This is a genomic window from Sphingomonas soli NBRC 100801 (assembly GCF_001591025.1).
Lineage (GTDB): Bacteria > Pseudomonadota > Alphaproteobacteria > Sphingomonadales > Sphingomonadaceae > Sphingomonas > Sphingomonas soli.
In genome coordinates, this window is sequence record NZ_BCTZ01000012.1 from 12,144 (window position 1) to 33,277 (window position 21,134).

Consider the following 21,134-nt stretch of genomic DNA (forward strand, 5'->3'; position numbering starts at 1 on the left):
AATCAGAACTTGATGCGCACGCCAGCCTTGTACCGGGGGCCGAACGTATCGTGATAGGTCGGGTTGGTCGGGTAGAAGGAACCCAGGTTGAACCCGCCGCCGCCCGGCGCGATCGCCGGATCCTTGGCGAAGATATTGTCGAACACGCCGAACAGCTCGATCCCGTCCTTCCGGTCGAACGCCGGCAGACGATAGGTGAGGCCGAGCGAGAAATAGGCGGCGCTCTTCACGCGGTTGGTCGAAATGCTGTTCACCAGCGAGGTGCTGTAACCGGGATCCTCCGGCCCGATCTTGCCCACATCGAGCTTGCCGCCGCCCACATAGGTCATCCGAAGCGCCGCGGTGAACGGCTCGGTGCTATAGGTGACGAAGCCGTTCCACAGCCATTTCGGCGAGCTCGAGAAATCGCCCGTATCGCGCAGCTGCGCCGCCTGGCCCGCATAGTTGATGGCGGGTACGTCCGGCGCGGCCTGAATCAGGAAATCATATTGGTTCGTGCCCAGAAGCCGCACGTTGAGCTTGCCCGCCCAGTCCGCAACGATGCTGCTCAGCGACATGTCGTAGCTGACTTCGATGTCGAACCCGCGCGATACGAAGCGGCCGAGATTGACGCGGCGAGCATCGATGAACGTGATGTCCGTCGGGCTGTTCGAGGTGATACGATCGCAGAACGTGTTGTTCTTGAAGCAGAAATCTACGATGCGCTGGCCGTTCAGATTGGTCACCGCGTCGCGGATCTGGATCTGGTACCAGTCGACGCCGATGCGCAGGCCGGGGATGAAGCTGGGCGAGAAGACCGCGCCGAGCGTCGTCGTATCCGCCTTTTCCGCGCCCAGCGCGAAGCTGCCGCCGCTCAGGATCGGCGTCGGATCGTCGCCAAGCTGCGGCGAGCCGGGGATATTGGGATTGTCCACCGTGCCTGCCGCCGATCCGGTTTCCGAAGGCACCATCTCGAGGAACAGCTCGCGGAAACCGGCGATGCGGATGTCGCGCGAACGGGTGGCGCGGAAACGCAGCATGTCGAAGGGCTCATAGATCGCACCGGCTTTCCAGCTCAGCGCGGTGGTGACCTTGGTTTCCTTCGTCACGTCGTTGGTACTGCGATTGCGCGTCCACCGAACGGCGCCGTTGAGTTCCAGCCCCTTGCCGAGCACCCAATCCTTGAACACCGGCACATTGGCCTCGCCAAAGCCTTCGAGCACCTGGATCGAGCCTGCATAATCGAGACCGAAGTTCGAGTTGTAATCGGCGTAATCGGTGATGTTGCCATGGACGACATTACCGCCCTCTGAGCGCCAGTCGATGCCCGCCGCGACGCCGATCCCGCCTGCGGAGCGGCCGCTGAACAGCTCGCCGCGGATGTTGGCCGAGGCAGCATGCTGCTTGAAGAAAAAGTCCTCCATCACCGGGCGGTAGACATAGTCGATCGCCGCCTGGCTGAGATTGTTGAGGCCGAACATGTTCATCGGCTCGCAGCCCTTGGAGCGCGGATCGGGGTTCGCCTTCAGCGTTTCCGCGCAGACGATCTTGCCCCCCGGCCCGACGACCGCATCGAGCGCGAAGACGAACGGCGTGTTCACGCGCGAGCGCGACGCGGTCTGGTGGCGGCGGTTCTCGCCATATTGGTAATAGGCTTCGACAACCCAGCTCGAGCCGATCTCACCCTTCAGGCCGGCCATCCCGCGAAACACCTTCGCGTCGACCGTGTTGAGCGACTTGATCTGACCGTCCAGATCCTTGCCGAGGCTGAACTCGGTGCCGTTGAGCAACGCGCGCAGATCGGCAGGGACGAACGGGTTGGTGGGCTTCACGAAATAGGTCGAGCGCGGTCCGGCCGTCGATCCCACCGAAGACGCGTCGCGCGTGGCATAGGTGAACTCGCCGGAGAGTTCCCAGCTCGGCGTCAGCTCGTAATGGCCGAACGCATAGGCGACCTTGCGGGTGACCGGGGTGCGCAGCAGCGAATCGGCATAGGTCGATGCGCCGTCACCGCCCTGCCGCGCGCCCAGTCCTGCGTTCGAAACGTACAGGCCGGGATCGAAATCGAGCACGCCGGTGCCGGCGTCGTTGAAGCGCTTGTTGCGGGCGGCCAGCGCCGCGGGCGCGCGGTTGCGCACCACGCCGCGCGGATCGTTGAACGCCTGGCGCGAGTTCGGGCCGACGATGAAGTTGGGCAGGCCATAGCCCGGCGATCCGGGGATATTATATCCCGAAAGCGTGCCGTTGGGCAGGATCGTCTGGGCGTTGGTGTAGAAATCCCAGCCTTCCGCGCACCATGGGCGCACATCGGAGCAGGCACCGATGCCTTCCTGCTTCTGATATTCGAACGCCGCCGCGATATGGCCGCGATCGCCCGCGAAGCGCGTCCCCCATGCTACCGAGCCGTGATAGTTCTTGCCGTCGCCATAGGTGGTCTGCCCATAGTCGATCTCGGCCTTGAAGCCGGTGAACTTGCGGTTGAGGATGACGTTGACGACGCCCGCCACCGCGTCCGAGCCATAGGCGGCCGATGCGCCGCCGGTGACCGTCTCGACCCGCTCGATCAGCGCCGAGGGGATGACGTTGAGATCGACCGAGCCGCCATCCGAGCTGGGGATGAACCGGCGAGTGTTGACCAGCGTCAGCGTGCGGGTGCCTGAGGTCGGATTGAGTCCACGAAGGTTGACGAAGGAGGAGCCGACATTGGCGCTCGCGCCATAGCCGACATTGGCATCCGACTGGGAGGCGATGTTCTGCGGCACGAAGCGGATCGCTTCGGCGATATTGGACTGGCCCAGGCTTTCCAGAAGGTCCGAACCGACCACGGTGCGCGGGGTGGGGGCGTCCATGCCGGTGCGCGCCACGCGCGATCCGGTGACCAGGATCTCCTGGCTGTCCATCTGCGGCTCTTCGGCGGTCGCGGTCTGCGGTACGGTGGCGGGTTCCTCTGCAACCTGCGCCTGCGCGGCCAGCGGGAACGCGAAAATCGTGAGAGCGGAGCTCAGCAAAATTGCACGGATTTCAGGCTTGCGCATTCTAGTCCTCCCCATTCGTTCTTATCAATTGCCTTTGGGGTAGCCGCGACCCGCCACGTTGCTCCCGCCTTATTTGGCGCAGTTTCACATCGTGGAATATCCTGAGAGCCATGAGCCTCAATCGATTGCATAAATCGCCGATCGATGCTTTCTTCGTGTCGGCCGAGACGCGCCACGAGAGGAGTCCCATGCATTTGAAAGCGATCCCGCGCTCCGGCGCGTTCCTGTTTGCCATTCTGACGATCGCCGCCGCACCGGCCGCCGCCGCGCAGGATCGCTGGGTCGGCGCATGGGGTACCGCGCAGCAGCTTGCCCCCATGCCCGCGCCGCCGCCGATGCCGCGCCCCGCCGGTGCGGACAAGCCCGCGCCGTCCCCGCCCTCTGCCCCCTCGCCGATCGTGCCCACGCCCGCCAGCCTCAAGGATCAGACGGTGCGGATGGTCATCCGCCCGACCATCGGCGGCAGCGTGGTGCGCGCGCAATTCTCCAACGCCTCGGGCGGCGCACCGGTCACGATCGGGCGCGCGCGACTGGCCAAGAGCGTGAGCGGGGGCGGCATCGCCCCCGGCAGCGACCGCGCGCTCAGCTTCTCCGGCGCGGCATCGGTCACCATCCCCGCAGGCGCGGTAGCGGTCAGCGATCCCGTCGCGCTGGAAGTCGCGCCTTTCGAGCTGCTCGCGGTCTCGATCCACCTGCCCGAGGAGACCGCGGTGAATACGCTTCACCCGCTCGGCCTGCGCACCACCTATATCGCCGCGGGCGACCGCACGGCAGACGCGGCGCTGCCCGGCGCGGAGACCAACCGCTCCTATTTCTGGCTGACCGGGGTGGAAGTGCAGGCACCCGAGACCGCCGGCGCGATCGTCACCTTCGGCGATTCGATCACCGACGGCTATGGCACCACCCCCGATACCGGCCGCGCCTGGCCCGATCTGCTCGCCGGGCGGCTGCAGGCCGACCCGCGCACCCGGGGGCTCTCGGTCCTCAACATGGGCATTTCGGGCAACCGCGTGCGCCGCGACGGCGCGGGGCTGTCCGCGCTCGCCCGCTTCGACCGCGACGTGCTGGCGCGCCCGGGCGTGCGCTGGGTGGTACTGCTCGAAGGGATCAACGACATCAACATCGCGGCGATCCCCGGCATCCCCGCGACCGAGGCGGTGACGGCAGAGCAGCTCATCGCCGCTTATTCGCAATTCGTCGATCGCGCGCATCTGCACGGCATCAAGGTGGCGGGCGCGACGATCACGCCGACCGAAGGCCTGTGGCTCTACAGCGACAAGACCGAGGCGATCCGCCAGGCGGTCAATGCGTGGATCCGCACCGGCGGCGAGTTCGACGCCGTAATCGATTTCGACGCGGCGGTCCGCGATCCCGCACAGCCCACGCGGATGAAGCCCGCCTTCGATCCCGGCGACCATGTCCACCCCAATGACGCAGGCAATGCGGCAATGGCTGCGGCGATCGACATCGGCATCTTCGCCCGCTGATCCACCTGAACGACACCGGCTGCAACTCGCCGATCGGCTGGTTGCAATGCAGTTGCAGCCGACTTACCTCGTGACGCGCTTGGGGGAGAGAGCGGTTGGCCGGAAAGATTCGCACCATTTATGATCTGGCCGAGCTCGCCGGGGTTTCGGCGGCGACGGTCTCGCGTGCGCTGGCCGGCAAGAACATCGTCAATTCCAAGACGTCCGAGCGCATCCGCAAGCTCGCCGAGCAGCATGATTTCCGCCCGAGCGCGCTGGCGCGCAACCTGCGCACCCGCCAGCGCGGTGCGATCGGCGTTGTCGTGCCGCTGGGCCATGATCGCGGCCAGCACCTGTCCGATCCATTTTTCATGACGTTGATCGGCTATCTGGCCGACGAGCTTACCGAGCGCGGCTTCGATCTGATGCTGTCGCGCGTCATTCCCAATCAGGACAATTGGCTTTCCAAGCTGATCGATGCCGATCGCGTCGACGGCTTCATCGTCGTCGGCCAGTCCGATCAGTCGGAGGTGCTCGATCGGATCGCGGCGGATTATCTGCCGCTGGTCGCCTGGGGCGGGTTCGTCCAGGGCCAGGTCCATTGCTCGGTCGGCACCGACAATTTTCTCGGCGGCAAGATCGCCACCCAGCATCTGATCGACCGCGGATGCCGCCGGATCGCGTTTCTTGGCAACACCCAGGCGATCGAGCCGTCGCTGCGCCTCGAAGGGGCAAAGGCCGCGATCCGCGCCCGCGACGATATCGTGCTGGTCGATGCCACCGCGCATTTCGATTCCGAAGTCAGCGGCTCCGATATCGACGATTTCCTGAGCGCATCGGAACTGCCGCCCGACGGGATCTTCGCAGCCTCGGATCTGATCGCGCTCACCGTGATCCAGGTGCTCGCGGCGCGCGGACTATCGGTGCCCGGCGACGTCAAGGTGGTCGGCTATGACGATCTCTATCTCGCGCAGACCAGCGTCCCGCCGCTCACCACGGTGCGCCAGAACATCGCCGCAGGCGCATCGCATCTGGTGGACAGCCTGATGCAGCGCATCGCCGGCAAGCCCACCGGATCGGTGATCCTCAATCCCGAACTGATCGTCCGCGGCACCAGTTGACCCCGGCAGCGGGGAAGACTTGGCGCCAAGCGATCCCGGTTGACTTGCAATCGATTGCTAATACGGTGCCGTGCACCAGCCAGGGGATGGCGCCGCGGCCCTGCCGACTGCGCACAGGGGAGGACACGCATTTTGACCGAGCGCGAAGCCGATGAACGCCTGCACCGGATCGCGGAGGACCCGCGCTATCAATCGCTGGTCCGGCGCCGGAACCGGACCTCGTGGATCCTCAGCGCCATCATGGTGACGATCTTCATCGGCTATATGCTGCTCGTCGCCTTCGCGGGCCCATTGCTGGCAACCCCGATCGGCGCGATGACCACGACGATCGGCATCCCCATCGGGCTGTTCGTGATCCTTTCGGGGATCGCCCTGACGGGCATCTATGTCGCCATCGCCAATCGCCGCTTCGATGCGGAAGCCGCCGCATTGCTCAAGGACCATCAGGCATGAGCCGCGCCCCTGCCCGCGCCGCCATGCTGCTGGCCGCAATCGGATCGCCGGGGATCGCGCACGCCGCCGATGGCGCGCATTCGGCCGCGAACTGGCCCGCGATCATCACCTTCGGCATCTTCATCGCGATCACGCTCGGTATCACCTGGTGGGCCGCGCGGCGCACGCGCACCACTTCCGATTTCTATTCGGCGGGCGGCGGGATCACCGGGCGTCAGAACGGGCTGGCGATCGCAGGCGACTATATGTCGGCGGCATCGTTCCTCGGCATCTCCGCGCTGATCTTCGCGGATGGCTATGACGGGTTGATCTATTCCACCGGCTTCCTGGTCGGCTGGCCGATCATCCTGTTCCTGCTGGCCGAGCGGTTGCGCAATCTCGGCCGCTACACCTTCGCCGATGCCGCCGCCTTCCGCTTCGGCCAGGCGCCGGTGCGGCTCTCCTCGACCTTCAGTTCGCTCACCGTGATCCTCTTCTATCTGATCGCGCAGATGGTCGGGGCGGGGCAGCTCATCCAGTTGCTGTTCGGCATTCCCTACACCTATGCGGTGGGCTCGGTCGGGCTGGCGATGACGATCTATGTGCTGTTCGGCGGGATGATCGCGACCACTTGGGTCCAGATCATCAAGGCGGTGATGCTGCTCGGCTGCGCCACCTTCATGAGCCTCGCCGTGCTCTATCATGTCGGCTTCCCGTTCGACGCTTTGTTCTCGCAGGCTGTGGCGGTCAAGGAATCGCTCGCGCTGAAAGGCGGGGCGAGCGAGGCGGCGGCGGCGGAGTCCGCGCTCTCGATCCTCGCGCCCGGCGGCTTCATCAAGGATCCGGCCTCGGCCGTGTCGCTCGGCATGGCGCTGATGTTCGGCACGGCGGGACTGCCGCATATCCTGATGCGCTTCTTCACCGTGCCCGACGCGCGAACCGCGCGCACCTCGGTTTTGTGGGCAACCGGCTGGATCGGCTATTTCTACCTGCTCACCTTCGTGATCGGATTCGGCGCGATCATCCTGGTCGGTGCCAACCCCGCTTTCTTCGATTCCGCAACGGGCGCGATGCTGGGCGGCAACAACATGGCGGCGATCCATCTGGCCGAAGCCGTGGGCGGCGACATGTTCATGGGGTTCGTCTCGGCGGTGGCCTTCGCCACGATCCTCGCGGTCGTCTCCGGGCTCACGCTTTCGGGCGCGTCGACGATCAGCCACGATCTCTATGCGTCGGTGCTGCGCAAGGGGAATCCCGATCCCGCCGCCGAACTGCGACTGTCCCGGATCACCGTGCTCGCGCTGGCCATCCTCGCCGTCGCGCTGGGAATCGCGTTCGAAAAGCAGAATGTGGCGTTCATGGTCAGCCTGGCCTTCGCCGTCGCCGCGTCCAGCAACTTCCCGGCGCTGTTGCTGTCGATGCTTTGGAAGGGTTGCGCGACGCGCGGCGTCGCCTGGGGCGCTGCGATCGGCGCGGTCACGGCGTTGGTGCTCACCGTGCTGTCGCCCACCATCTGGGTGGCCCAATTGGGCGCGGCGGAGCCGATCTTCCCGCTGGGATCACCCACGCTCGTCTCGATGCCGTTGGGCTTCCTCGCGATCTGGCTGATCTCGCGGTTCGACCGGAGCCCGCGCGCCGCGCTCGATCGCGCCGGCTATGTCGCGCAGCGCGTGCGCTCCGAAACCGGCATCGGCGCCAGCAAGGCATCGAACCACTAAGATGAATCCAAGCAGGAGAAACCTATGACACGCAAGATGATTGCCCTGGCCGGGGCGGCGCTGCTCGCGCTCGCGCCCGCTCCCGCCGCTTATGCCCAGGGCCAGCCGCCCGCCCAGGCCCCTGCAATGCCCGCGCTCACTGCCGAGGACGAAGCCAAGCTCGCCCCGATCGCCCCTGAGCTGCACGAGGCCGCACGCAAGGCGATGGGCTTCTCCAAGATGATGGGCACGATCGACGAAGCCAGGGTGCTTGCGTCGCGCAAGCGCGGTGGCGGCCCCACGCCGGCCCCGCGCCATGCCGATATTCCGGTCACCGAGCAGATGATCCCCGGCGCGAAGGGCGCGCCCAATGTGAAGCTGTTCGTGATCAACGCAAAGGCGGGCACGAGCCGTCCCGGCATCCTGCACACGCATGGCGGCGGCTTCATCCTCGGCACTGCGGCCACCGATGTCCGCCGCCTTCAGGAGATGGCGCGCGAGCTGGATTGCGTGATTGTGTCGGTCGAGTACCGCCTTGCCCCGGAGACCGATTATACCGGCTCGATCGAGGATAATTATGCCGGCCTGAGCTGGATGTACCGCAACGCCGCCGGGCTGGGGCTCGATCGCAGCCGGATCGCAGTGACCGGCGAGAGCGCGGGCGGCGGCCACGCCGCCTTGCTCGCGATCACCGCGCGCGATCGCGGCGAGATCCCGATCCTGTTCCAGGCATTGGTCTACCCGATGCTCGACGATCGCACCGGCGGCGTGGTCCAGGTGCCCCCGCACATCGCCACCGTCGGCTGGAGCGCGTCGGAAAACCAATATGGCTGGCAGGCATTCCTGCGCCAGAAGCCCGGCACCGATGCGGTCCCGGCGCGTGCGGTCCCCGCACGCACCAAGGATCTTGCCGGCCTGCCGCCCGCCTTCATCGAAGTCGGCGGGATCGATTTGTTCGCCAGCGAAGACATCGAATATGCGCGCCGCCTGAACGATGCGGGGGTTCCCACCGAGCTGCTCGTGATCCCCGGTGCCTTTCATGGCTTCGATCAGCTCGCGCCCGAAAGCCCCCAGGCGCGGCAGTTCACCGGAGCGAAGATCGAGGCGCTGCGCCGCGCCTTCGCGCGCGGCAGCAAGTAGCGCCGGCTCGGAGCAGAACTGAAGCGGCCCGGCCCGCTCCCCTCCCGTCGCGCATGTTCTCACCCATCGCGCGGCACGGCAGGGGAGCGGGCTGCCCCAACCGTCATCCCAGCGAAAGCGGGCACCCCGGGGGCTGCACACCGGTAACAGCCCCCTTCCCCCGTCATCCCCGCGAAAGCGGGGACCCAGGGCCAAACGGCGTCACCGCGCAACCCCGGATCCCCGCGTTCGCACGAACGACGATTCGACGTACCGGATAGCGCGCTGCCCCCGCGCCGCACCCGCCCGTCTTGCCGCGGGCGGGCACCACCGCAGCAATGCCGCTACGGCATCGAGGATCTGCACGCTTCTTGATGACAACCGATTGCAGCGCATTGCGCCGATAAACGATCACCAGGCGGAACAAGTCCTTACTTTGCTTGACGAGCGAATATCAAAACTTTATGCAATCGATTGAAATCATAACCTCAGGGGAGGCCAAATTGAAAAAATTCTATAGCGGTGCCGCTGCGTTCGCGATCGCTGCGGCCATGGTCCCGTCGGCAGCCTGGGCGCAGACCCAGGCCGGGCAATCCGATCCGGTCGCCGCCGAGCCGGCTTCCGCCGAAGACGATATCGTCGTCACCGCGCAAAAGGGCGGCGCGCAGGCGTTGCAGCAGGTGCCGCTCGCGATCCAGGCATTCGACGGCGAAGATCTGAAAGAACGCAACATCACCTCGATCGGCGATCTGGTCTCGAGCGTGCCCGGCGCATTCGAAGGCTTCCGCCAGTCGAACGGTTCGCGCTTCTACAATCTGCGCGGCAGCGTGACGCAGAACGGCGATTCGCCGATCGGCTATTATCTCGACGACGCGCCCTTCATCGTCACCAATTTCGGCATCGCGCCGCCGGTCCGCTTCCTCGACATCGACCGCGTCGAAGTGCTTCGCGGGCCCCAGGGCACGCTGTACGGCCAGGGCTCGTCGGGCGGCGTCTTCATCTTCCGCACCCGCGATCCGAACCTCAAGGAAATCGACTATGCCTTTGAGGCCGAGGCGTCGCAGACGCGCGGCGCGGAGGGCCTGAACTATGGCGCCGCGGCTGCCTTCTCGGTCCCGATCGTCAAGGACGTGCTCGGCGTTCGCGTCAGCGGCGGCTTCTCGCGCGATGCGGGCTGGGCCGATGCCTATTTCGGCGCCTATGACGGCACCCCGGATCAAAAGGGCGTCAACAAGGCCAAGAATGACGACATCCGCGTCGTCGCGCTGTTCAAGCCGGCCGACAACGTCAACATCCGCGCCCAATATTGGAATTTCCGGCCGCGGCAGGACTTCACCGGCTTCACCGCGTCGGTAAAGCCGCCCTATTTCGAGAACACCGCCGGGCAGAAGGGCTTCTCGAACGGCGATTTCACGCTCTACAGCCTCACCGCGAGCGTCGATTTCGACGCCTTCACCGTGACCAGCGCGACGAGCCATCTGGAAGGCGTGTTCGGGATCAACATCCCGCTTTCGCCGTCCGGCTCCTTCTCGAGCCAGTTCCTGCCCAAGATGTTCGCGCAGGAACTTCGCGCGAACTCAAACGGTCCGGGGCCGCTGCACTGGGTTATCGGTGCTTCCTATCAGGACGGCTCGGGCCCGCAGGTGAACGCGCTGACGCTGCCGGGCGTGCTGATCAATGCGGACAATGATACGCTGACTGAGAATTACGCGTTCTTCGGCGAGGTCAGCTATGATCTGTTCGGCGGCAAGCTCGTGCCGTTGGTAGGTCTGCGCACCTATCATGACGACCGCGCCTTTGCGGACAGCACGGGCAAGGTGCCGACCACCGAGAACGTCACCACCTGGCGTCTCAACCTGTCCTATCTGCCGACCGACGACCTCACCATGTTCGTCTCGGCATCGACCGGCTTCCGCCCCGGAATCGTCCAGTCGCGCGTCCAGGTTCAGTCGCTTGAACTCGCCGGCGTGCCCGCTCAGGTCGCTCTCAGCCCCGAATCCTCCAAGAATTATGAATTCGGCCTCAAATGGCGCAGCCCGAGCCGAGCTGTGACCGTCGGCCTGAACCTTTACCAGCTCGAATATACCAATCTGCAGACTTCCGTCACCGGCGCCATCACCAGCGTCAATGGCTTCGCCAACTTCGGCGACGCAACGACCAAGGGCGTCGACATCGAACTGCACTGGCGCACCCCGGTCAAGGGCCTGAACCTTGGCTTTGTCGGCAACTTCAACGACAGCAAGTACGACAAGATCAACCCGGTGGTGGGCGCGGCGCAGCCGCTGCTCAAGCCCGGCGCCCGCCTGACCAACACGCTGTCGAACAACTACCGCATCGACGCGAACTACAACCGCGACATCGGTTCGGACATGAACCTGTTCGGCAACGTCTCGTTCAGCCACAGCGGCGATCGTCTGCAGGGCAACGGCATCACGGCGCGGCCGTATAACGTGGTCGCTCTGACGGCGGGCATCCGCCGCGGTGACTATGAGCTCGCGTTGATCGCCAACAACCTCACCGACGAGCGCGGGCCGACCTTTGTCGGCACCAATGGCCCGCTTTCGGGCTCGGGCCCGACCCCGCGGACGATCGGCCTGCGGTTCCGCGTCACCCCCCGGTAAGACGCGGCCAGTCCGAACAAAAAAGGGGCGGAAGCGCAGATGCGCTTCCGCCCCTTTCATTTGACCATGGCTCAGCGCTTGGGGACGCGGCACTCGAAGCTTCCGGCGCGCGCCGTGTCGCCGCCCACGTAATGGGCATAGCTTGGATGCGGGCACATAGGACGCTCGGCCTTTGCGGGCGTCTGACGCCATGCAGGAATCGTCTCAGGCGCCTTCCCCTTCTCCACCCAGTCCATCACCGGGCCGAGCAGATCGAAATTGTCGAACGCGTTGCCGCCGGCGCAATGCGCCATTCCCGGCACCATGTAGAAGCGGCTGGCGTCATCCCATGCAGCGCCGTTCGCGGTGCGGGCGCGCTGCCAATAGTCCCACGTCGCCTCGGACGAGAACCACGCGTCGCTGACGCCGTGATAGAAGAGGATCTTGCCGCCACGCCCCAGGAAGGTGTTGAGGTTGGTCCAGACATGGGTGTCGGTCAGCCGCTGGACCGCATCGGCGCGAACCGCCTGCACCTGCGCGTCGAGATCCATCGTCAGCTCGCGCGGCGCCGGGCCGAATATCCCCGGCGCGCCGGTGGGCAAATAGCCCGGCACCGGGGCACCCGTATAGACGATGCCGGTGTCATAGGGCACGGGCGCATAAACCGGATAGCCCGCCGCATCCTTCGGCCCGGCAAAGGCGCGGTCGAGCGCGGTGACCTGGGCCTTGCTCAGGCATCCGTCGGCCTTGCCCGACTTACACTGCAGCTTGGCGGGCTGAAAATTGCACTGCGCACGGTTCATGATCATCCCGTCGGCCAGGCCGTCCAGCGCGTCGCACTGATCGAGCATGCCCTTGAGGATCAGCTTGCGATCAGACGCGGAGAAGATCTGCGAGACAATCGCCAACCCGTCCTTGTCGCGCGGCGCGGCCTGGTTGAACTGCACCTGCGCCCAGTGGATGGCGAGGTTGGAATCGCCGGTGCGCATCGCAGGCGCGCCGACGACAATGCCGTCGAACAGCTCCGGGTAACGCTGCGAGGCGAGCATGCCCTCGCGCCCGCCGGTCGAGCAGCCGGTCATATAGCTGTGGGCGATCGGCTTGCCGTAAAAGCTGGTGGTGATCGCCTTGCCGGCCAGCGCGACGGTACGCACCGATGCCTCGGCGAAATCGAGCGCGGCGCGCTGGTCCGCCATGAAGCTGCTGTCGAACACCGCGCCCTTATGGCCGCTGTCATGGGCGATGACCGCGAAGCCGCGCGCGATCGCAGGCAGATCGCCCGCCGCGACATTGCCGAGCGGCACCGGCACGCTGCCGTTCAGCCCGCCGCCGCCCTGCAGCAGGAAGCGGCCGTTCCAGTCATCGGGCAGCGCGATCGCGAAGCCGATGCCATAGGGCTTGCCGTCCGCCCCCTTGCGCGCGTCGATCATGCCCTCGACCCGGCAATGCGCAGGAACGCCGGACGCGATGAAGCCGCCAAACCCGTTAGACACCGTCCCGGGTGCTGCGGCCCCGACATGCGCGGCGCCACGAATCTCGATCCCGTCGCCCAGGCGCTGCCCGGCCAGCGCAGCGCAGCGGCCGGCGGGTCCAGCCTGCGCCGCTTGCGGCCGCGCGCCGAACGCGTCGGGCATCGCGGCGGATGTCAGCAGCAGCGCCGCCAAGCTCAACATCTTCATCGACATTTTGATCTCCCTGTCCGATCGGCATTTGCCCGGCTTCGGTCTGACCGTTCCAGTGATAAATCGCAATCGATTGCGTTTATCCGCGCGTCCCGCAATAAGAGTTGTTCGCCGGTTCGGCCAATACGATAGGGGAGAGCGTGATGGAAACCCAAGTCCGATCGGCGGCAGCAGGCGGAACGACGCTGCTGAAGGCGCTGGTCTTTCTGATGTTCGCGATGTTCGCGATGACCACCGATTCGGTCGGCACCGTCATTCCCGAGGTGATCCGCGAGTTCGAGCTCGGCCTCACTGCGGGGGGCTCGTTCCAATACGCCACCATGTCCGGCATCGGCATTTCCGCGATTGCGCTGGGCTTTCTTGCGGACCGGATCGGGCGCAAGGCGACGATCCTGATCGGCCTCCTTCTCTTCGGCATCAGCTCAGCCTTGTTCGCCGCCGGCCATTCCTTCCTGTTCTTCGTCGCGCTGCTTTTCGTCTCGGGCCTTGGCATCGGCATCTTCAAGGCAGGCGCGCTGGCGCTGATCGGCGATCTCTCACGCTCGACCCAGGAACATGCCCGCACGATGAACCTGATCGAGGGCTTTTTCGGTATCGGCGCGATCGTCGGTCCAGCGATCGTCGCCTATATGCTCCACACCGGCGCGAGCTGGAAATGGGTGTATCTGATCGCGGCGGTGCTGTGCGGCCTGCTCGTGCTCGGCTCGGCTATCGCCCGCTTCCCCAAGCCGATCGTCGCGCGCGAGGAACCCGCCCATGCCAGCGAGGCGATCCGCATGGCCGGCGATCCCGCCGCGCTGTTCTTCGGCAGCGCCCTGATGCTGTATGTCGGCGCGGAAGCGGCGATCTATGTCTGGGCGCCGACCTATCTGGCCGGATATTCGGGCTCGTGGCTGTGGCTGGCCGCCTATGTCGTCTCGATCTTCTTCGTCCTGCGCGCGGTCGGGCGGTTCCTCGGCGTATGGCTGCTGTCGCGCTTCGAATGGAGCACGGTGCTGCTCGCATGCAGCGGCGGCATGGCGCTGCTCTTCTGGATCGCCGTGATCGGCGGGCGCGAGGCGGCGATCTTCGCGCTCCCCGCGACCGGCCTGTTCATGTCGGTGCTCTATCCCACAATCAACTCCACCGGCATCAGCTGCTATGACAAGGGCCGCCACGGCTCGATCGCCGGGCTGCTGCTCTTCTTCACCTGCGTCAGCGCGGTACTCGCGCCGATGGCGATGGGCGCGCTCGGCGAATGGCTGAACAACAGCGCCTATAGCATCGTGCTCGGCGCGGTGTTCGCGACGATGCTGACCATTTTGTGCGGATGGAATGTCGCGCGCCAGCCCTTCGCGGCGATGCTCGCGAAGCGGAATCTCGATGATTACAGCCACGAAAGCGAGACGGCGGCCATAGCGAGCTGACCGGCAGCGAAAAGCGGCCGGCGCAGCGCGCGCCGGCCGCAGCGCTCAGCCCTTGCCGGTCATGTGCCGATCGAGCCAGGCAGCGAACAGCGCGGGCCACTGGCCGCACGGCTTGTCCTTGGGCCCCACGCCGAAGCCGTGCCCGCCTTCCTCGAACAGATGTATCTCAAGCGGGCGCTTCGCGGCCTGCAACGCGCGCATCATGATCAGGCTGTTCTCGACGGGCACAGCCTTGTCGTCGAGCGCATGGACGATGAACACCGGCGGAGTCTGCGCGGTAACATGAAACTCAGGCGAGCGGCGGGCGATGCTCTCCGCTGAGGGATTTTCTCCGAGCAGCCGCAACGCCGATTCGCCGTGGGTGATCGGTGCGGTGAATCTGATCACCGGATAGATCAGCGCCATGGCCGCGGGGCGCGCATCGAGCGCGTCGATCGCGTCGCGGGCGGGATAGACGCGCTCGGCAAAGTCCGTTGCCAGCGTCGCGCCCAGGTGTCCGCCGGCCGAGAATCCAACTGCGGCGACCAGATCGGGATCATAGCCATAGCGCTTTGCATTGGCGCGGATGACGCGCACCGCGCGCTGCGCATCCTGCAGCGGAACATCGGCGCGCCCCGCCCAGCCTTCATCGGGTAGGCGATAGGTCAATACGAAGACGGTATAGCCCTGCGCCGTCATCGCACGCGCAACATCGACACCCTCATTGAGGATCGAGACGAAGGTATAGGCACCGCCTGGGATCGACAACAATGCGCGGCCATTGGACTTTTCCGGCCGGAACACGCGCAGCAACGGGCGGTCGATGTTGCGAACCATGATGTCGGGCCAATTCGCGGGCAGCGGCTTGGCGGCGAAGCCGCCCGTCGGGGTGCCATTGGGCCACAAGGCGATCTGCTCGGCATCGATCCACGCTTTGGGCATGGGCGGCAGCTTTGGGAAATCCTGTGCCTGCGCCGTCAGGCTAAGGGTCGCCAGACCGGCGGTACCGGCCAGAAACGACCTGCGCCCGATCCGCCTGGCGAAACGATCCATATTCGAACTCATCCAACCTCTCCCGGCGTGCGATCAGCCGATATGGCGGCCGTCAGTCCGCGAGATAAGAGCCGTTGCATGGCCGTAACTCAAGCGTAATCTACAATCGATTGCGTCAAGCGTTGCGGACCAGCGGGACCAAGGGGAGAGGCAAATGGATCGACTTTCCATCGTGAGTGCGCCAAGCCGCCGCAATATGCTCAAGGGCGCGGCGCTCGCGCTGGGCGGGGCCACGCTTCCGCTGCTGCCCGAGGCGTCTGCAGGCGAGAGTCCGGCTCCGGCCGCCGATGCCCTGACCGCCGGCGCTGGCAAGGCCGAAGCGCAAACCCGCGCCGGCAGGGTCGCCGGCTACCGGCGTGGCGACGTCTTCACCTTCAAGGGCATCCCCTACGGCGACACGACGGCGGGTGCCAACCGATTCCTCCCGCCGCGCCCTCCCAAGGCCTGGTCCGGCGTGCGCAGTTCGCGGAGCTACGGACCGGTCGCACCGCAGGACAAGGGCACCGGGCGCCTCAATGACGAGGAAGCCTTCCTCTTCCAATGGAACGACAGCGTTGAGGGCGAAGACTGCCTGCGCGTCAATGTGTGGACCCGGGGGATAGCCGATGGCGGCAAACGCCCGGTAATGGTCTGGCTCCACGGGGGCGGGTTCGCGGCGGGATCAGGCAATGATCTCCCGGCGTTTGACGGGCACAATCTCGCAAAGCGCGGCGATGTCGTCGTCGTGACGCTCAATCACCGGCTAAACCTGCTCGGCTTCCTCGATCTTTCAGCGCACGATCCGGCCTTTGCGCGCTCGGGCAATGTCGGCATGCTCGATATCGTCGCCGCGCTCGAATGGGTACGCGACAATATCGCCGCTTTCGGTGGCGATCCGGATTGCGTCACGATCTTCGGCCAGTCGGGCGGCGGCGCGAAGGTCAGCACGCTGATGGGCATGCCGGCAGCGAAGGGGTTGTTCCACCGCGCGATCGTGCAGAGCGGGTCGTTCCGGCTTTCCAACACAAGCGAGCGGTCGCAGCAACTGGCCGGACTGCTGCTGAAGGAGCTTGGGCTCACGGGTGCCGACATCGCGCGGCTCCAGGCGCTTCCCTATGCCGAGCTGCGCCGCGCCAGCGAAGCGGTTCTGGCACGCGTGAACACGCCCATGGGCCCGATTTTCGACACGCGCCGCCTGAGCCGGAATCTGGGCTTCGGACCGGTGCTGGACGGTGACGTCCTGCCCGCCGCGCCCTTCGCTCCCGATGCGCCCGGCGTCACCGCGGACGTACCGATGCTGATCGGGACGACGCTCAACGAGTTCGCGACCGGGATCAACCATCCCGAATATGAGGCGATGACGATCGACGAGGTGCGCGCCCGGCTTGCCAGCGCGCTGCCGGGCAAGGCCGACGCCGTCCTCGCCGCGTTCCGCAAGCGCACGCCCGATATCAGCCCCTTCGATCTATGGTCGCGCATCGCCAGCGCCCGCGTGCGGATCGGGGCGATCGAGCAGGCCACGTCCAAGGCCGCACAGCGGCGGGCGCCCGCCTATCTATACTGGTTCACCTGGCAGACGCGGGTTCTCGACGGCCGCCCGCGCGCATTCCATTGCGCCGAAATCCCATTTATCTTCGCCAATGCGGAAATCTGCGAGAACATGACCGGGGGAGGCAAGCGCGCGGCGGCGCTGGAGGCCCGGATTGCAGACGCCTGGATCGCATTTGCGCGCACCGGCAGCCCCAATCATCGCGGCCTTCCCGAATGGCGGCCCTTTCAGGGAGATTCGCGCGCGACGATGCTGCTCGACGATAATTGCAGCCTCGTCGAGAACTTGGATAGCGAGGAGTTGGCCAGCCTTGCCTGAGCGCGCTGCGTTCCATCATGCGGAGCGCAGACAAAAAAGTGGTGCAATCGATTGTGAACGGAGCTGCGGCGCGATAGAAGTTGGCCAAACACAGGAGGATCGATTGGGCCCGGATACGCGCGCACGCGCCACTGGAAAGCAGGTTACCGGGATCACGGTCATCTTCGCATCGCTGGGGCGGGCGGCAGCTTGACCCAACCGCATCTTTTTACCGACCGCATCGTCGCGGCGACGGCTCCGAGTGTCTGGACGGCGGCGCAGCTTCGCGGAATTGCCGGCGGGCATGACAGCGCCCCGCTGATCGGCGCGCAGCACGTCGTACGGGTATCACCCGATCTCGATATCTGGGATGCCTGGCCGATCCAGGATGCCGATGGCGCGCCGTCCGCGCTGCCGAGCGGCGAGGCTTTGTGGATGGCGCTGGGAGCACCCCGGTTCCCCGATCCCGACGAGCGCCACGGACATGCACGGATTCATCTGCTCTCGCATGGCCCGCATGGATGGCAGCATCTCGGTCCGGCGCTGGCGGACGGCTTCTCCCCCGGCAGCCGCGAATGGTCCGGCTCGGCGGTGCTGGGCAAAGATCGCACGTCTTTGACGCTGTTCTTCACCGCAACCGGGCGACGTGGCGAGGCGACGCTCACGTTCGAGCAGCGGCTCTTCCGCGCCGAGGCGAACCTGGTGCAAACCGGAAGCGGGTACCGACTCGTCAACTGGCGGGCGCTCAGCGAGATCGCACGGCGCGATCCCGCGCATTACATGGCCAGCGATGCGGGCTCCGGCGCGGTCGGGACGATCAAGGCCTACCGCGATCCCGCTTATTTCCGCGATCCCAGGGATGGCAGCCATCACATCTTCTTCGCCGCGTCGCTGGCCGGATCGGATTCGGCGTTCAACGGCGTGGTCGGCACCGCAGTCGCGCGCGACCCCAGCCTCGAGAAGTGGGAAATCCGTCCGCCCGTGATCAGCGCGGACACGCTCAACAACGAGCTTGAGCGGCCCCACGCCATCTTCCATCAGGGCCTATATTATTTGTTCTGGTCGACGCAGAGCCATGTCTTCAATCCCGGGGGCCCGATCGGCCCCACCGGACTGTATGGTATGGTCGCGGAAGCGTTGGAGGGGCCCTGGCGGCCGCTGAACGGCACCGGGCTGGTCTTCGCCAATCCGGCCGCCGCGCCGAAGCAGGCATATAGCTGGCTGGTGCTGCCCGATCTGCAGGTCACCAGCTTCATCGACGCTTGGGGAAGCGACGGGGCCGACGCAAATGCGAAGCGTTTCGGCGCAACCTTCGCCCCGATGCTGCGCCTCCGCCTGGACGGCGACAGCGCCGGCCTGGCGCAGTAAAGCGTGACCCAGCGTTTCGCCGGCATCGAGCTTGGCGGCACCAAGGCGATCGCGGTGCTGGCGCAGGGCGACCAGATCGTCGATCGCAGCGTGATCGCCACCGGCGCTCCCGGCGCCACCCTCCCGGCGCTGCGCGAGCGCCTGGATGCATGGGCCAGCCAGGCCCCGCTTGCCGGGTTGGGCATCGCGTCGTTCGGACCGGTCCAGCTCAATCCCGCGCACCCGGATTTCGGAAGCATCCTGGCCACGCCCAAGCCCGGCTGGAGCGGCGCGCAGGTCGCCTCGACGCTGACCGATGGCCTTGCCTGCCCGTGGCGGATCGACACCGACGTCAACGGCGCGGCGCTGGCGGAGTATCGCTGGGGCGCAGGCGCAGGGTGCGACAGCCTCTGCTACGTCACCATCGGCACCGGGCTTGGCGGCGGCGTGCTGGTCAATGGCGAGCCGGTGCACGGAGCGATGCATCCCGAGATCGGCCATCTTCGCTTGCGCCGCGCCCCCGGCGATAGCTTCGCCGGGGCTTGCCGCTTCCACGGCGACTGTATCGAGGGGCTGGTGTCGGGGCCCGCGCTCGCCGCGCGCTTCGGCATGGACGCCGCCGCGGCGCCCGATTCGCATCCCGTCTGGCAGGATGCCGCAGCCGACATCGCCGAACTGTGCGGCGCGATCCTGCTCACCACTTCGGCGCAGCGCATCCTGTTCGGCGGCAGCGTCGCTTTGTCGCGTGCCTTTCTCCTGCCCCGGGTCCGCGCGCTGGCGGTCGAGCGGATGGGGGCATATCTGCCGTTCCTCGACATCGGTTCCGCAGACGCGATCATCCGGCCCGCATCGCTGGGATCGGAGGCGGGGCCGCTGGGCGCGATCGCGCTCGCGCAGGCCGCGTATCGCGCTGCGCAGGCCACCGGTTGAGGCGCCGCACCGGGCGACCCCGATGCGGCGCGTTCACCTGAGCCAAGAAGGCGCAGCCGCTTACTTGGCGTCCGCCTTTTCGATCAGGTCGAGCAAACCATCGACGATCGCGGCCTCGGCGCATCCGGGCTTGAGCCGCGACGAGACCACCTCGAACGTGTGATAGCCGAAAGCGGCTTCGTTCGGGATATAGCCCGAATTGGCGATGCCGTTGGTCAGCGTCGTCATCATCGTGTGCTTGAACGGCGACTCGCGCTTGAAGCGCTGGGCGATCGTCGTGAACACTTCGGCGTCCACCCCGCCGATCACCGTGTCGCCGAGCTTGAGCAGGCTGAGCCGGATGTTGACCGGATCGGAATCCTCATAGGTGCCGGCATAGCCCGCGCGGCCCTTGTCGAGCCGCTTGCGGCCCGGGCACACCACCGTCGACTGCGCGCCCTGGATCCGCGCGTCGGTCACCGGACGCTCCAGGCTCGCGCGCCCGACATGCAGCACCTCTTCGCCCAGCATCTGGCCCATCGAAAGGATCATCTGCGCCTGCTGCTTCATCAGCTTGGCGACCTGCGGATTCTTGCGGTCCATGCCCGTGCCGCCCGGGGGCATGGCGTTGCTGATATCCTCGCCGCGCTTGGCATAGTCGGCGGTGCGGATCGCGCGCAGGTCGTAGGTCTGCTGGAAATAGATCGGGTTCTGGTCGCCCGCCGCGCCGTTCGAATAGACCGCTACGGCATCGTTGCCGAGCGACTCCTCGATATAGTTGGACGCAGCACCCGGAAGGTCGGCGCTGACCAGGTCGAGATTGCCGGTCAGCACGGCATGGACACCATAATTATAATAGACCGCGATCGGCGCGCCGCCGAGCGTGTCGAAGCGCACCACCGCGACCGTCTTGTCCGAAACGCCCTCATAATTCGGGCCTTCCCACCAGCGATTGGTCTTGCGATCGATGATGTTGCGGTTGACGTTGATGTACGAAACGCCGGTGCCATAGGCCATCCGCGCGGGCTGCACTGCGGCGGCCGCCTTGCGGATCGCGCCGAATATCTGCGCCTCATAGGCTTCGCCGCGCATCCAGGGCGCGCTGTGGGTATGGGTGGCGGTAAGCAGCAGCTGCGAGGCGGGGATTCCCAGTTCGCGCTCGGCGCGCGCGCTCACCTTTTGCCAGGTCTCCGTTGCTATCGCCCCCGCGTCGACCGTCACCATCGCCGCGCGCGTCTTGCCATCCTCGATGACGATCGCGCGAACGTTGAGAGGATCGAGCACGCCCAGCATGTTCTTGGGGAGATCCTTGGCCGCGGGGGTGACGTCGACTTTCGCGGCACCGACCTTCAGCGCCTGCGCCGACGCCGGCACAGCGGCAAAGGCAAGACAGGCTGCGGTCACGGAATAAGCGTGCAACTTCATACGCATTCTGTTTCCTCTCCGATGCAATCGATTGCTGCTCGATACCGGGCCGCGCTTTC

At 66.0% G+C, this 21,134-nt stretch carries 14 protein-coding genes; 10 read left to right on the plus strand and 4 right to left on the minus strand.

From position 1 onward, the window contains the following. Positions 1-2: 2 nt before the first annotated feature. Positions 3-3,014, minus strand: coding sequence for a TonB-dependent receptor plug domain-containing protein (locus SSO01S_RS07960; RefSeq protein WP_066797846.1), 3,012 nt, complete (start codon positions 3,012-3,014; stop codon positions 3-5). A 188-nt stretch (positions 3,015-3,202) separates the two neighbouring features. Here SSO01S_RS07960 and SSO01S_RS07965 point away from each other — a divergent pair, with 188 nt between their 5' ends. The 6 genes from SSO01S_RS07965 (at position 3,203) to SSO01S_RS07990 (ending at position 11,470) form a co-directional block, all read left to right on the plus strand. Next, on the plus strand, positions 3,203-4,501 hold the full coding sequence (locus tag SSO01S_RS07965) for an SGNH/GDSL hydrolase family protein (RefSeq protein ID WP_083942931.1): 1,299 nt from the start codon (positions 3,203-3,205) through the stop codon (positions 4,499-4,501). 95 nt (positions 4,502-4,596) lie between these two features. Next, entirely contained in the window at positions 4,597-5,601 is a 1,005-nt protein-coding gene (locus tag SSO01S_RS07970) for a LacI family DNA-binding transcriptional regulator (protein ID WP_066797848.1), read from the plus strand. 132 nt (positions 5,602-5,733) lie between these two features. Beyond that, the gene (locus SSO01S_RS07975) at positions 5,734-6,054 is read left to right on the plus strand and encodes a DUF485 domain-containing protein (protein ID WP_066797850.1); all 321 of its coding nucleotides are present in this window, start codon (positions 5,734-5,736) and stop codon (positions 6,052-6,054) included. After that, positions 6,051-7,751 (plus strand): cation acetate symporter, encoded by a 1,701-nt coding sequence (locus SSO01S_RS07980; RefSeq protein ID WP_066797852.1) that lies wholly within the window; start codon positions 6,051-6,053, stop codon positions 7,749-7,751. The genes SSO01S_RS07975 and SSO01S_RS07980 overlap by 4 nt, the downstream gene beginning before the upstream one ends. A 24-nt stretch (positions 7,752-7,775) precedes the next feature. Then, on the plus strand, positions 7,776-8,870 hold the full coding sequence (locus SSO01S_RS07985) for an alpha/beta hydrolase (protein ID WP_083942918.1): 1,095 nt from the start codon (positions 7,776-7,778) through the stop codon (positions 8,868-8,870). 482 nt (positions 8,871-9,352) lie between these two features. Further along, positions 9,353-11,470: a TonB-dependent receptor gene (locus SSO01S_RS07990; RefSeq protein WP_218000352.1), complete on the plus strand. Its 2,118-nt coding sequence runs from the start codon at positions 9,353-9,355 to the stop codon at positions 11,468-11,470. Positions 11,471-11,541: 71 nt separating this feature from the next. Here the strand turns inward: SSO01S_RS07990 and SSO01S_RS07995 are convergent, their stop codons facing one another. Next, positions 11,542-13,128, minus strand: coding sequence for a tannase/feruloyl esterase family alpha/beta hydrolase (locus SSO01S_RS07995; protein ID WP_218000353.1), 1,587 nt, complete (start codon positions 13,126-13,128; stop codon positions 11,542-11,544). Between the two features lie 146 nt (positions 13,129-13,274). Between SSO01S_RS07995 and SSO01S_RS08000 the strand changes: the two genes are divergently transcribed. Next, on the plus strand, positions 13,275-14,537 hold the full coding sequence (locus tag SSO01S_RS08000) for an MFS transporter (protein ID WP_066798398.1): 1,263 nt from the start codon (positions 13,275-13,277) through the stop codon (positions 14,535-14,537). A gap of 45 nt (positions 14,538-14,582) precedes the next feature. Here SSO01S_RS08000 and SSO01S_RS08005 read toward each other — a convergent pair whose 3' ends face one another. Continuing rightward, positions 14,583-15,581 carry an alpha/beta hydrolase gene (locus SSO01S_RS08005; RefSeq protein WP_245646667.1) on the minus strand — a complete coding sequence of 333 codons (999 nt, stop codon included), beginning with the start codon at positions 15,579-15,581 and terminating at the stop codon, positions 14,583-14,585. Positions 15,582-15,723: 142 nt separating this feature from the next. Between SSO01S_RS08005 and SSO01S_RS08010 the strand changes: the two genes are divergently transcribed. The 3 genes from SSO01S_RS08010 to SSO01S_RS08020 all read left to right on the plus strand — a co-directional run bounded on the left by SSO01S_RS08010 (position 15,724) and on the right by SSO01S_RS08020 (position 19,671). Continuing rightward, on the plus strand, positions 15,724-17,415 hold the full coding sequence (locus SSO01S_RS08010; protein ID WP_066797860.1) for a carboxylesterase/lipase family protein: 1,692 nt from the start codon (positions 15,724-15,726) through the stop codon (positions 17,413-17,415). Positions 17,416-17,604: 189 nt separating this feature from the next. Then, positions 17,605-18,762, plus strand: a complete 1,158-nt coding sequence (locus SSO01S_RS08015) for a glycoside hydrolase family 68 protein (protein ID WP_157073691.1) — start codon at positions 17,605-17,607, stop codon at positions 18,760-18,762. Between the two features lie 3 nt (positions 18,763-18,765). Further along, the gene (locus SSO01S_RS08020) at positions 18,766-19,671 is read left to right on the plus strand and encodes an ROK family protein (protein ID WP_066797863.1); all 906 of its coding nucleotides are present in this window, start codon (positions 18,766-18,768) and stop codon (positions 19,669-19,671) included. Between the two features lie 60 nt (positions 19,672-19,731). Here the strand turns inward: SSO01S_RS08020 and SSO01S_RS08025 are convergent, their stop codons facing one another. Then, positions 19,732-21,081 carry a neutral/alkaline non-lysosomal ceramidase N-terminal domain-containing protein gene (locus SSO01S_RS08025; protein WP_157073692.1) on the minus strand — a complete coding sequence of 450 codons (1,350 nt, stop codon included), beginning with the start codon at positions 21,079-21,081 and terminating at the stop codon, positions 19,732-19,734. Between the last annotated feature and the right edge of the window lie 53 nt (positions 21,082-21,134).

Coding starts and splice junctions, on each gene's coding strand:
- SSO01S_RS07965 (WP_083942931.1), top strand. CDS start 3,203: ATGCATTTGAAAGCGATCCCGCGCTCCGGCGCGTTCCTGTTTGCCATT.
- SSO01S_RS08000 (WP_066798398.1), top strand. CDS start 13,275: ATGGAAACCCAAGTCCGATCGGCGGCAGCAGGCGGAACGACGCTGCTG.
- SSO01S_RS07995 (WP_218000353.1), bottom strand. CDS start 13,128: ATGAAGATGTTGAGCTTGGCGGCGCTGCTGCTGACATCCGCCGCGATG.
- SSO01S_RS07985 (WP_083942918.1), top strand. CDS start 7,776: ATGACACGCAAGATGATTGCCCTGGCCGGGGCGGCGCTGCTCGCGCTC.
- SSO01S_RS08010 (WP_066797860.1), top strand. CDS start 15,724: ATGGATCGACTTTCCATCGTGAGTGCGCCAAGCCGCCGCAATATGCTC.
- SSO01S_RS08005 (WP_245646667.1), bottom strand. CDS start 15,581: ATGAGTTCGAATATGGATCGTTTCGCCAGGCGGATCGGGCGCAGGTCG.
- SSO01S_RS07980 (WP_066797852.1), top strand. CDS start 6,051: ATGAGCCGCGCCCCTGCCCGCGCCGCCATGCTGCTGGCCGCAATCGGA.
- SSO01S_RS08025 (WP_157073692.1), bottom strand. CDS start 21,081: ATGCGTATGAAGTTGCACGCTTATTCCGTGACCGCAGCCTGTCTTGCC.
- SSO01S_RS07960 (WP_066797846.1), bottom strand. CDS start 3,014: ATGCGCAAGCCTGAAATCCGTGCAATTTTGCTGAGCTCCGCTCTCACG.